The organism is Ignatzschineria sp. F8392, assembly GCF_002252045.1.
Classification (GTDB): domain Bacteria; phylum Pseudomonadota; class Gammaproteobacteria; order Cardiobacteriales; family Wohlfahrtiimonadaceae; genus Ignatzschineria.
On the sequence record NZ_NEFF01000003.1, the window covers coordinates 209124 to 222048 of the forward strand.

Genomic DNA, 12925 nt, shown 5'->3' on the forward strand with positions numbered 1-12925 from the left:
TCCAGCGACCATATTACTGAGCCTTACAAATTTTAAGAGAAGCGCTCCATGATGGAGATGAAGATGTTAAAAAAGCAGCTATTTAAAAAACGGATCAATCCCCATTACAACCCCGAAAAAGCCCATCATCGCCCTTATGGCTTTGAAAATATTCCCCCAACAAAGATTGATTGGCGAGATCTTCTTCGCTGGACGCAAGAGCGCCGGCAGAAGAGACTGCCTCAAGCTCCCTCTACGGGATATGAAGACTTTATTAAGAAGAATATGGTGCCGCTCCACTTTCCCGAAAAAGAGGCATCAACATTCATCTGGTTAGGACACTCTTCGATCTATATCTCAACACCTGAAGTATCGATTGTAACCGATCCCATCTTCTCTCACCGTGCCTCTCCCCTCTCCTTTCTCGGCCCGCTTCGAAAAACACCGGCAACGTCAGTAATTGAATCGATGCCCCGCTTAGATCTGATTTTAATCTCCCATAATCATTATGATCATCTTGATGAGAGAACGATTTTGGAACTCTATCAAAAATTCCCAAACCTTCTTGTCATTGTCCCCTTAGGACTTAAACCGTGGTTTTTAAAACGGGGAATTGAGCAAGTCATTGAACTTGATTGGTGGGATTGCGAGAAGCTCTCTTTTTCACAAGCACCTATAGCGATCACCGCCGTTCCCGCGCAACATTGGAGCAAGCGAGGATTTTTAGATCGCAATGCCTCTTTATGGTGTGGTTATATTATTCAATTAGGGGGAAAGACACTCTATTTTGCCGGCGATACAGGTTTTACCCCTCTTCTCCAAGAGATCGGGGAACGCTTCTCTATCGATATTGGCTTCATACCGATCGGGGCTTATGAGCCACGTTGGTTTATGGCGCCGCAACACATTAACCCCAAGGAAGCGGTCGAAATTCATCAAATGTTAAACATTCAACAATCGATCGGCATCCATTGGGGCGTCTTTGAGTTAACAGATGAAGCGCTCGATGAGCCACCTCGTTATCTGAAACAATCACTTCAAGAAGCAAATTGTCAGGAGTCTGAATTTATTACATTGGCAATCAATGAATCTCGTCCATTTTAGGACTTTAGGACTTTAGAGATTCTTCTCTCTGAAATTTACCTCTCTTTCCTATTTCAATTGGTAAGGAGTGTGAAATTCAGGATCAAATGTTGGCTCTTTAGTAAGCTCTGAACGCAGCTGATCAAATTCAGCAAGCCACTCCTGACGCCACTCCTCTTTCACCGACTCAGGTTGCCATGCAGCATCGATACCATTTTCAATACATTGACGTACACCGTCGAGATCAAAGCCGAAATTCTCAATCATCACTCGGTAACATTTTTCTCCATCGGTGTTGTGCATATGCCAATCATCCGTTGCCGGGATAATCACCATACCTGCCTTCGCCATCTGTCGAATAGGATGCTTCATCTGCCACTCTTCTAGATTAGGCCACTTTTTTAAGAAAAAAGTATTACTCGGCACAACGGTAAAGGGAATACGCTCATCAACACAACGCTGCATCAGCTCGGGATTCTCAACAACCGTATAGCCATGATCGATACGCTCAAGCCCAATCAGATCGAGCCCTGTCTCCACATTTCGCCAATGAAGCCCAAACTCTGAGCAGTGTCCCGTTAAGCGAAGATTATTCTCTTTTGCAAGACGATACGCTTTCCAAAACTTTTCAATCGGTGCATCATCTTCTCGATAATCGATACCGATCCCTAAAACGCGAGGATGGGGGTAAGCGATCATCCATTCGACCATCTCCACCGCTTCTTCAGGACTCTTCTCACGATTAATGGAGGGAATTAGATAGGCACTGATATTCCACTTTGCTTCTGCTTCCTCAAAAACTGCCGATAAAGTATCCGTTACAACTTGATAAGGAAGCTCAGTATCATTGGGATTCCAGAAGAACTCCACATAACGAATACCACTATTTTTTGCATCTTCTAAGATCTCATATGCAACACGCGCATAATCTTCCGGCTCACGAAGAAGAGGATAGAGGAAGTTAAGAGCAGCAATTCCCCCTTTCATGACCTCATTCTCATGCGCATAAGCGCGATAATAAGATTTTGCTTCTTTCTCCGTCAACGGAACATCATATTTATGGGCAAGATCGAGCATCGTTTCTAGACGTACGCCCCCTAAAAGATGGTAGTGCAATTCTGCTTTAGGAATTTTTTTCAAAAATTGAGAGAGAGTTAAAGACATAAAAGATCGCTCCATATACGGTATAAAGCTGTTTCAGGCTTTGATAAAGATTATCGATAACCATCATCGAAATCATCAAAGAGTAAAAGTCCGGTAGTCGATCAATCGATCGACCAGTAGATTGAAAATAATAGGTTCAATAATGAAGGGTTACCTTAAAATAAGGTCCACTCTATTTTAGCGGATTGGTCGTAAAAAAGGGGTCGATTTTTGGAGAAGACAATCACTTTCCTCTATTTTTTGTTTTGTTTCCCTATCTCAATAGCAAATTATAAAGCCCCTCAATCCAGACGCATAGATTATTTCCATAAATTATTTCCATAAAAAATACCCAAAGATCATTACAACCTTTGAGCATTTTTAATCTAGCTCTAGAAAGTATTTCTAAAGCCTTTGGATTTCTCACTATTTATTGAAAAATATTAATGTCCAAGGTAATAGATAGGCTTGTGTAATTGTAATCAGTCCAACAAATGTACAAAAAATCAAACTATGTTTTACAGTAAACTTAAAAAGATCTGACTCCTTACCAACCATGCCTGTTGCCGCTGTTGCTACTGCTATTGATTGAGGTGAAATCATTTTCCCCGTCACCCCACCTGTTGTATTAGATGCGACTAAAAGCTCTGGTGAGACATTGATTTGGTGAGCTACATTGGCTTGTAAAGAACTGAAGAGCGCATTTGATGAAGTATCTGATCCTGTTAAAAACACACCTAACCAACCTAAAAACGGCGCAAAGAAAGGGAAAAACACTCCTGTCTGAGCCAATAAAAGTGCTAATGTTGAAGAGAGTCCTGAATAGTTTGCAATAAATGCAAACCCTAAAACAAGACCGATGGATAAGATTGGAAACCTTAATTCATGAAGCGTTTCTTTAAACGTTATTAGTGCATCAATAACGCGCATTTTTAATATTATTATTGAGCATATACAAGCGATAAAAATCGATGTTCCAACAGCACCTAAAATATTAAAAGTATAAATAGCCGCATAAGGGGCATCTTCAGGAACAACAGGCGCTGTTTTAATAACATTATTATGTAGTAGTGGCACTTCAAATTTAAAAGTAGCAAAAGTCAAGAATTGCTGTAAATCCTTCAAGCTCCAAAGAACTACCATGGTTGTTAAAATAATAAACGGAGACCATGCAAGAGATAATTGTTTTAAGGTATAACCACTACCTACTCTTTTTACATTTTTATCCACCTTTTTTTGACCATCGAATGTGAAAATTTCTTTAGGGCGCCACACTCGTAAAAAGAGTGTTAAGCAAATTAAGCTTACTAAAGCGGAAGTAATATCTGGTAACTCAGGGCCAATAAAATTTGCGGTTAAAAACTGCGTCGTCGCAAACGAAACACCACAAACCAAAATTGCTGGCCAAGTTTGTCGAATTCCTCTGAACCCATCCATCATTGCAATTAACCAAAAAGGTACAATGATTGATAATATTGGCAATTGCCGACCCGCTACCTGTCCAATATGAAATGCATCTAATCCTGAAACTTCTCCAGCGACAATAATGGGTATCCCCATTGCGCCAAAAGCCACTGGTGCCGTATTTGCAATAAGACAAAGCCCTGCAGCATAAAGCGGTTTAAAACCAAGCCCGACTAACAATGCTGCAGTAATCGCAACAGGGGCACCAAATCCGGCAGCACCTTCTAAAAAAGCACCAAAAGAAAAACCCACAAGCAATAATTGCAGGCGTTGATCTTCTGTAATTGACATAATTGATGCCCTAATTATATCGAACTGTCCTGTTTTAACAGATATTTTATAAAGATAAACGGCTGTAATAATAATCCACGCAATGGGCCAAAGACCATAAAGAAATCCATAGCCTGATGCGGCTAAAGCCATAGTAATCGGCATTTTATAGATGAAAATCGCTACCAAAATAGCAAGCGTTAAAGTTAAGAATCCGGCAACATGGCCTTTGAGTTTAAAAATAGTCAGACTTAAGAAAAAAGCAACAATGGGAATTACAGCAAATAATGATGAAACTCCTAAATTAACTAACGGAATATAATCCTGTGTCCAAGTCATAAATAGCATCTCCTCCATAGCAGTTATGATTAATTTTTATTAAAAAGCACTTCAACTCATTAAAAACATCAATAAAGTATCTCCACATTCGATCAGATGTAGATCAAAAAAGAACTTTAAAAGTAAAATTAAACTCTTTCGCCTCTCTTAAATTGATTATTCTTATTTAGGCTCTTCTTGCTTACTGCCTACCTTTCATTGAATAGGTTTCAGTAAAGTTGTTGTTTTGAAGTTTTATTAGAGTCCAGTTTTATCTAGAATTATTGTGCTCCTACCTCTAATAAATATACTTTTTATCACATAAAGTAAATATTATCTTTTAATATATGTGAAAAAAAGATAGATTGTCCTTGGATATAAATATTAATATCTTAATAATCAAAGATAGAAAACAAAAATTAAAAAGGAGATTTGGATGATTATTTCTGCACCTACCGATTATCGCAAAGCGGCAAAAAGGACTCTTCCGCCATTTCTATTTCACTATATTGATGGGGGCGCATATGCAGAGCATACACTCAAACGAAATGTTGAAGATCTTGCTGAAATTGAGTTAAAACAACGAGTACTGAATAATATGGAGAATATCAGTACCGAAACGATACTTTGGGATGATAAGTTAGATATTCCTGTAATTTTAGCACCGGTTGGGCTAACAGGAATGTATGCTCGAAGAGGAGAAGTACAAGCAGCAAAGGCCGCTGCCAACAAGGGAATTCCTTTTACGCTTTCATCGGTCTCTGTTTGTCCCATAGAAGAGGTTGTTCCCGCAATAGATCGACCAATGTGGTTTCAGCTCTATGTTCTTAAAGACCGCGGATTTATGAAGAATGCGCTAGAACGCGCAAAAGAGAGTGGCGTGAAGACACTTGTTTTCACCGTTGATATGCCAACACCAGGCGCACGTTACCGGGATGCCCACTCTGGCATGAGTGGTCCCTACGCAAATATTCGTCGAGTATTGCAAGCAATGTATCATCCGAAATGGGCATGGGATGTTGGAATTCATGGAAAACCTCATGACTTGGGAAATATATCCAAATACCGGGGTGAGCCAACGCACTTAGAAGATTACATTGGTTGGTTAACTAAAAACTTTGACCCATCTATCTGCTGGAAAGATCTCGAATGGATTCGAGATTTCTGGGAAGGCCCAATGATTATTAAGGGCATTCTAGATCCAGATGATGCAAGAGATGCTGTAAAATTTGGTGCTGATGGCATTGTTGTTTCTAATCATGGCGGTAGACAATTAGATGGAGTTCTCTCCTCCGCAAGAGCATTGCCAGAAATTGCCGATGCAGTTAAAGGTGATATTAAAATATTAGCTGACTCAGGCATTAGAACCGGTCTTGATGTTGTCAGGATGATTGCACTTGGTGCTGATAGTGTAATGATTGGTCGCTCTTATGCTTATGCATTAGCAGCACAAGGACAAAAAGGAGTTGAAAATTTACTCGATCTCTTTAAAAAAGAGATGCGTGTTGCAATGACCCTTACCGGCGCGAATAGTATTTCAGAAATTACTCGAAACTCTCTAGTCAGCAATGGTCTTTAAATCATCCTTAAAATAGAAACAACCTGTTTGTAGCAAATCATTTTAAATATAAAAGCCCTCAAAAGATAACGATAAGTCGCTCTTTTGAGGGCTTTAGATATATAACATGTGGGGCATGGGTTCATGGGTCATGGACATACTCAATAGAGGCCTTGATGCCAGCCATATCTCTTCTATTTTTAGAGCATATTGAGCTCAAGTTTTGCCCGAAGAGACATTCTTTGTGGCGTCCAGAAGGGTTCCCACACAAGATCAACCATACACTCTTTGATTTCAGGAATTGAGTAGACGGCATTCGAAACCCAACTTGGCATCTCTCCGGCAACAGGACATCCTGGCGCAGTTAAAGTCATATCGATCCGGATGCGAATATTATTCTCCGTCAGATCGAGAAACTCAATCGCGTAGATTAAACCTAACTCATAGATATCTACGGGAATTTCAGGATCATACACCTTCTTAATGGCATCGATAATCTCTTCAATTAATTGATCTACTTTCTCATCCGGCGCTACACCCTCTGCAAAGAGAATCTGCGGGAAATTGGGTTCATCGCGATTCATATCCATTTAAATCTCTATCCTTCTAATAATTAATCTAATTTATTTATCTAATTTATCTATCTAAACTGTCTATCTAAATTGTCTATTCAAACTATCTAGTTAAAGTGCCTACTTAAAGTATCTATCTGATTTACTGTCTCAATCTAGCCTAAGGTTTCACTGCTAAATATCTTACTAGGTGCCTTATATGACTCACTCGTATATTACTCATTCAAGTTACTCTTTAGTTACTCTTTAGTCACGCTTGATAAGGCACTCATTTAAGCATCCTATTCCGTCTGGGCAATCTCATCTTTTGCATGAATTGCTGAATAGAGCGCATGCCACGGTAATGTGGCGCACTTCACGCGAGTAGGATAATCCCGGACTCCCATTAAGATTTCTAAAGAACCTAAATCCCCACTATCGACATCTTCTAACGTTACCGCATTATGAAAACGTTGAAAGAGCGCTTCTGCCTCAGCAATACTCTTCCCCTTTATCGCCTCTGTCATCATGGAACTTGAGGCTGTTGAGATGGCACACCCCTCACCTTGAAAGGCAATATCTGTAATAATGCCCTCTTCAATATTGAGATAGAGCTCAATCTGATCACCACAGAGCGGATTATGCCCTTCTGCATGATGAGAGCATGGTTCAATTTTATGGAAGTTTCGAGGATTACGATTGTGATCTAAAATCACCTCTTGGTAGAGCGCTTTAATATCAAAACTCATGGTAAATATCTTCAACCTTAAATTAGCACTAAATTCGTACTGATTATAACGGATCAAAATTCCATTTACGAGCATTGATTGATTGCTGTGACTATTTCTATCGAATATCGTCCTGCGATTACGTGGGATGCTTTTGAGGTGAGCTTCCTAACAACGGCCGAAAATCCTCATTGGCTATTTTGCTGTTTTATGAGAAAATTGAGTATTGATCTCGAAATCTTCATATTTCGAAACCTAACACATTGATGAGCATAAGCGAAAACCTCAAGGTAGAACCGCTTATGCTTCGACGATACTAAAGAATATATTAAAAAAAGGATGGTTATAGAATGAACTGGTTTGAGCGTATAATTCCAATGATCCGCACAACGAAGAAGGAGAATACAGTTCCTGAAGGTGTCTGGGCTAAATGCCGTTCTTGCGATGCCATTCTCTATCAACAAGAGCTTGCGGCAAACCTTGAAGTCTGCCCTAAATGTAATGCTCACATGCGCATCGATCCTCGTACAAGATTAATAGCATTTTTAGATAAAGACTCAACAACTGAAATTGGTGCCGATATCGAATCAGTTGATTTCTTAAACTTTAAAGATAGCCGTCGCTACCGTGATCGTCTCGTTGATGCCCAAAAATCAACAGGTGAGACAGAAGCATTAATCGCAATGTCGGGCACACTTAAAGGTATGCCAATTGTTGCCGCTTCTTTTAACTTCAACTTCATGGGCGGCTCGATGGGCTCTGTTGTAGGAGAGCGCTTTATTCGCGCGGTCAATCATAGCCTTGAACATAAAGTTCCCTTAGTCTGTTTTATGACAAGTGGTGGCGCACGTATGCAGGAAGGTTTAACTTCATTGATGCAGATGGCGAAAACATCAGCGGGAATTGCGCGCCTTAATGAAGAGCACTTACCCTTTATCTCTGTTTTAACAGACCCTACATTTGGTGGTGTCTCTGCTAGTTTAGCGATGTTAGGAGATATCAATATTGCTGAACCTTATGCGCTGATCGGTTTTGCTGGTCCTCGTGTTATTGAACAGACCGTTCGTGAAAAACTCCCTGAAGGCTTCCAACGCTCTGAGTTCCTCCTTGAGAAAGGAGCCATCGATATGATCATCGATCGCCGTGAACTTCGAAATGAGATCGCAAGCCTTCTTGCAAAACTCACCCATCAAGGAAAACCTTTAGAAGAAGTGGGCTAGCTGAGCAAACTCCTACTCACTGAAGAGTACTTACTGACATTCTTATTGACATTAAATAGTAATATTTCCCAATAATACTTCACATGCTCTCGCAGGTTGAATTCAAACTGATATAGCGGCTGAAGATATTGGGAATATTATTGTTTATCAGATTCTATTAAGGGCAGAGATGACCATGGCTTCGAATCGTTCCCTTCAATCTTGGCTAACCCATTTAGAGAGCATTCATCCTCTATCAATGGATTTTAAACTAGAGCGTATTAAAAACGTTCTAAAAAATCTCAACCTTGGCAAAATAGCGCCCCTAATCATTACCGTTGCCGGCACCAATGGAAAAGGCTCCACATCCACAACAATCGCAAGCCTCTATCATGCTGCCGGATTACGCGTTGGACTCTTTACCTCTCCCCATATTTGGCGCTTTAATGAACGCATTCGTATCAACTTAGAAGAGGCGGAGGATCATGATATTATCGCCGCCTTTGAGGCAATTGAGGTTGCCCGTGGCGAGATCACTCTCACCTACTTTGAATTTGCAACATTAGCTGCATTCTATCTCTTTAAGGAGAAACAGGTTGAAGTTGCCGTTCTTGAGGTGGGATTAGGCGGTAGGCTCGATTCAACAAATATCATTGATGCCGATATCGCGGTGATCACCCCTATTGGTATCGATCATACTGCGCAACTCGGGAATACCATTGAAGAGATCGCTCGAGAGAAAGCCGGCATTATCAAAACACATGCACAGGTCATTACTGCAGAAACAGCACCGAATATCTCGATCTTAACCCAAGTAAAAGAGATGGAGGCAACCCTCTACCAAAATGGGCGAGACTTTCACTATCAACGCCTCGAATCTGGCGAATTTAGCTATCAGTTTAAAGAGGAAGCGCGCCTTACTTTGCCGGCACCTAAGCTAAAAGGTCTCCATCAATATCAGAATGCGGCAACAGCAATTACTGCGCTCTATCTCGGTGCTGAAAAACTGAAGATCACACCAACAGAAGAGAGTATCGCTAAGGGCTTAAGCGCTGTAACATTAGAGGGGCGCTTTCAGCAACTCACAAGAGCTAATAGCCCAACAATCTATCTTGATGTGACACATAACCCTCAAGGAGCGCATGTGTTAAAATCATTAATTACGGATCTTCGATCTGAAAAGGGGGAGGATTTTGAGATTATCGCCCTTTTAGGAATGTTAAAAGATAAAGACTCCGTAGCATTAGCAACTCCCCTTAAAGATTCGATTCAATCATGGGTTACGGCAACAATCGATGATTGTGAACGCGGTCAATCAGGAGAAGCTTTGGCAACAAAGATTCAACCTATTATTCAACAAACTATTCTTGTGGCACCCTCTATTGCGACAGGTTGCCAACGGGTGCTAGAAATGGCACAGCCACAAGATATTATTATTGTTTTTGGCTCATTTCATATGATGGCAGATAGCCTCAACTGGTTTAAAGAGAATCAATATGTCTAATACGCTAACAAAATCGCTATTACAACGTCTTATCGGTGGGATATTTCTTCTCGCTCTTGTCGGGCTCATTGCTGTACTGTTATTGCAGCCTTCAGATAAACTTCCAACGACAACACCACAAGCTAATAACGTGCAGAAGCCGGCAATTAGCATCACTTCTACAGGGAAAAAAGAGCCGCAAGAGATTGCACCTCCCATTATTCTTGAGAGCCAATCGGGTAAAGAGATTGTCAGCAATGCACCGGGAGATATTGTGGGTGAAGAGCTATGGCAAAGTGTTGAACAAGGTCATCAGATCAAAGAAGAGAATGCGATTATTTTAGCAAGCATCGAACCGCCTAAAGTAACTCCTCTTCCCAAAAAAGAGATTGAGAAACCAAAAGTAACCCCAAAAAAAGAGCCGGCGATGCCCAAAATTGAATTGATCGCCGATAGCGAAAAGAGCGCAGCAAAGGCGCCACAAAAAACGCAACCGGTACAACAAGCTCCTAAAGCAACAGCACAAGGCCATTGGTATGTGCAACTAGGTGCTTTTGGCAACAGTGCCAATGCACAAAAACTGATGAATGAATTTAAGCAGAAAGGCTATAACGTCCGTATCTTAAGAGATAACAAGTTAAATCGTGTTCAAATTGGTCCTTATGCTACCAAAAAAGAGGCGGAGCAAGTACAATCTCGTACAAGGAGCGGATCATTAAAGCCCTCTGTTGTACAGGCTAAATAAACCAACGCAGAATCATGCAATATGCATCTTCCTTCTTTTAAAAAGAGACCTTCAAAGAGCGATCTTTTTCAAAAGAGTGAAGGATCAGTATCAGCACTATCTGCCCATAAAAAAACAGTTAGACTAGGAGCTCATTAACGTGGATATATCAACCATTATTGATGCCGTTATTATTGCCATCATCGCTATTTCAGTCATTGTGGCATTCTTTAGAGGCTTTATCTCAGAAGCGCTCTCATTGATCGTCTGGGTATTAGCATTTATGGGAGCCGTCTTCTACTATCAAGATGTCGGCAAGATGCTCCCTAATCTCTTTGGTGGCAGCGCCAATGCTTTAAGTGGTGATGAGTCGATCTTTGGCGATCTTATCAGCTTTGCAATCACCTTTATTGCCCTCTTGATCATCTTAGGTTTAGTCAATCTTCTTATCACTTTTGTACTGCGAAAATTGAGTATCTCCTGGCCTGATCGCCTCCTTGGTACGATCTTTGGTCTTTTAAGAGGGATCTTTATTGTTGCCGTTATCTCCCTTTTTATTATTGAATCGCCTTTTAAAGAGAGTGAGTATTGGAAAAATGCGAAGTTTTCCGGCATGGCCTCTTCTTGGGCGGAAACACTAGCATCAATGATTCCTGAGAATTTTTTAGAGAGCATTAACACCACTGTGATTGAGCCCGCCAAAGGGGCCGCTCAGCAAAACAGCAATAGCATAAAAGAGGCTGCGCAAAAAGCAGCGATCGAACAGATGACGCGCCTACGCGAGGAGGCTACCCGTAATGAGTAATGTATCACACGAAGAAATTGAGAAGTTTAACGATCAAGATTGGTGGAATCGTGAAGGAGAATTAAAGACTCTTCATGACATCAACCCTACCCGTTTTGAGTTTATTGAGCAATTTGTTGATCTTGCCGGCATTAAAGCACTCGATATCGGCTGTGGTGGCGGCATCATCGCTGAAGGTTTAGCAAAACGACATGTCAAAACGACCGGCATCGATATGGCACCTAATGCCATTGCTGTCGCTAAAGCGCATGCGAAAGAGAATCATCTTAAGATCGATTATCGAGTAATCACGGCTGAAGAATTTGCCGAAGAGCATCATGAATCTTTTGATCTCATCACCTGTCTTGAGATGCTCGAACATGTCCCTACCCCAAGCGCTATTATTGAAGCTGCAAGCAAAATGTTAAAACCAGGTGGGCATATCTTCTTCTCAACCATCAATCGCACCTTAAAATCGAGAGCCTTAGCGCTCTTCGCCGCAGAGAGCATCCTCCGCATTGTTCCAAAGGGAACCCATGACTATAACAAGCTCATTACCCCTTTAGAGCTCTATGAGATGTGTGAAAGCTATGGTTTAACAGTTAAAAAGATTGAAGGAATGAGTTACAACCCTTTCACTCGCATTGCAACACTTACCGATGATGTGAGTATGAATTATCTGCTCTATGCAACGAAAGCGTAACTCATCATTGGTGAGAAAGATGACCGCATCTTGAAAGTTGCAATAGCGCTAATACCGAACGCTAAAATTAAATCAGGTAACAATTTAATAAGAGATTTAATAGATTTAATCAAGGGATTTAATAAGGATTTTTATATGTCAAAACCATTAACAGGTCGTGTCATTTTAGTAACCGGTGCTTCTGGCGCAATTGGGAAAGAATCAGCACTTCGTCTCGCTGATTTAGGTGCGACCATTATCCTCATGGGCCGAAAAGAGGAGAAGCTCAATCCCATCTATGACATTATTGTCAACCGAGGGGGAGCAGAACCTGCTATTGTGACAATGGACTTTCTAAAAGTAGAAGATCTTGATTACTACAATCTTGCTCAAAACTTAGCGTTAGAGTTTGGAAAGCTCGATGGTATTGTGCATGCGGCAATCAATCTCGGTTACTTAACTCCCCTTGCCCATACCAGCCCTGAAAAATGGCATCATGGGCTCAATATTACTCTCAACGCACCCTACTTCCTAACACATGCCATGTTGCCACTTCTTGATCAATCAGATCGCGCTTCTGTCATCTTCTTTACCCATGATGAGGTTGCCAAAGGGGATCGTGCCTATTGGGGGAGCTATGCCATTGCTAAAGCAGGGTTAGAGACCATGATGAAGATCTTTGCACTTGAGAATGAGTCAGAAAAGAAGATCGCCTTCAACTCGATCGATCCTGTCTGCATCAACTCTGCCCTTCGAATGAGTGTTATGCCGGAAGGAGCGCCTAATCCTAAAGAGTTGCGTAAGGTGATCGATCTTGTATGGCAACTTAATGATCCCGAACAACCCTTTGTAACAGGAACAACCTTAACCGTTGAGTAAATAGTGTTGCAGTGTTGGGCAATCTGCCCATCCCATTAATCATCAATCTCAATTTTTAATCCAATCTTCTATTAGGAGGA

12 protein-coding genes are annotated in these 12925 nt (G+C 41.1%); 8 read left to right on the plus strand and 4 right to left on the minus strand.

Features of this window, described 5'->3' with window-relative positions:
- Positions 1-63: 63 nt before the first annotated feature.
- Positions 64-1083: an MBL fold metallo-hydrolase gene (locus B9T19_RS06860; protein WP_158214375.1), complete on the plus strand. Its 1020-nt coding sequence runs from the start codon at positions 64-66 to the stop codon at positions 1081-1083.
- 48 nt (positions 1084-1131) lie between these two features.
- Here the strand turns inward: B9T19_RS06860 and B9T19_RS06865 are convergent, their stop codons facing one another.
- Positions 1132-2226, minus strand: coding sequence for an adenosine deaminase (locus tag B9T19_RS06865; RefSeq protein WP_233146815.1), 1095 nt, complete (start codon positions 2224-2226; stop codon positions 1132-1134).
- A 405-nt stretch (positions 2227-2631) separates the two neighbouring features.
- A complete protein-coding gene (locus B9T19_RS06870) occupies positions 2632-4278 on the minus strand; it encodes a lactate permease LctP family transporter (RefSeq protein WP_094567886.1) in 1647 nt (548 codons plus the stop codon).
- A gap of 415 nt (positions 4279-4693) precedes the next feature.
- Between B9T19_RS06870 and lldD the strand changes: the two genes are divergently transcribed.
- Positions 4694-5836 (plus strand): FMN-dependent L-lactate dehydrogenase LldD, encoded by a 1143-nt coding sequence (gene lldD / locus B9T19_RS06875; RefSeq protein WP_094567887.1) that lies wholly within the window; start codon positions 4694-4696, stop codon positions 5834-5836.
- Between the two features lie 179 nt (positions 5837-6015).
- On the opposite strand, the gene B9T19_RS06880 is transcribed toward lldD, so the two are convergent.
- Together B9T19_RS06880 and sufU are read right to left on the minus strand one after the other, a co-directional pair.
- On the minus strand, positions 6016-6405 hold the full coding sequence (locus B9T19_RS06880; protein ID WP_275665788.1) for an iron-sulfur cluster assembly protein: 390 nt from the start codon (positions 6403-6405) through the stop codon (positions 6016-6018).
- 263 nt (positions 6406-6668) lie between these two features.
- Entirely contained in the window at positions 6669-7115 is a 447-nt protein-coding gene (sufU, locus tag B9T19_RS06885) for a Fe-S cluster assembly sulfur transfer protein SufU (RefSeq protein WP_094567888.1), read from the minus strand.
- Positions 7116-7444: 329 nt separating this feature from the next.
- Here sufU and accD point away from each other — a divergent pair, with 329 nt between their 5' ends.
- The 6 genes from accD to B9T19_RS06915 all read left to right on the plus strand — a co-directional run bounded on the left by accD (position 7445) and on the right by B9T19_RS06915 (position 12845).
- Positions 7445-8314, plus strand: coding sequence for an acetyl-CoA carboxylase, carboxyltransferase subunit beta (gene accD / locus B9T19_RS06890; protein WP_094567889.1), 870 nt, complete (start codon positions 7445-7447; stop codon positions 8312-8314).
- Between the two features lie 175 nt (positions 8315-8489).
- Positions 8490-9797 (plus strand): folylpolyglutamate synthase/dihydrofolate synthase family protein, encoded by a 1308-nt coding sequence (locus B9T19_RS06895; RefSeq protein ID WP_094567963.1) that lies wholly within the window; start codon positions 8490-8492, stop codon positions 9795-9797.
- A complete protein-coding gene (locus B9T19_RS06900; protein ID WP_094567890.1) occupies positions 9790-10521 on the plus strand; it encodes an SPOR domain-containing protein in 732 nt (243 codons plus the stop codon). The genes B9T19_RS06895 and B9T19_RS06900 overlap by 8 nt, the downstream gene beginning before the upstream one ends.
- A gap of 139 nt (positions 10522-10660) precedes the next feature.
- The gene (locus B9T19_RS06905) at positions 10661-11305 is read left to right on the plus strand and encodes a CvpA family protein (protein ID WP_157957419.1); all 645 of its coding nucleotides are present in this window, start codon (positions 10661-10663) and stop codon (positions 11303-11305) included.
- A complete protein-coding gene (gene ubiG, locus B9T19_RS06910; protein WP_094567892.1) occupies positions 11298-11987 on the plus strand; it encodes a bifunctional 2-polyprenyl-6-hydroxyphenol methylase/3-demethylubiquinol 3-O-methyltransferase UbiG in 690 nt (229 codons plus the stop codon). The genes B9T19_RS06905 and ubiG overlap by 8 nt, the downstream gene beginning before the upstream one ends.
- A gap of 135 nt (positions 11988-12122) precedes the next feature.
- Positions 12123-12845, plus strand: a complete 723-nt coding sequence (locus tag B9T19_RS06915; protein ID WP_094567893.1) for an SDR family NAD(P)-dependent oxidoreductase — start codon at positions 12123-12125, stop codon at positions 12843-12845.
- Positions 12846-12925 lie beyond the last annotated feature (80 nt).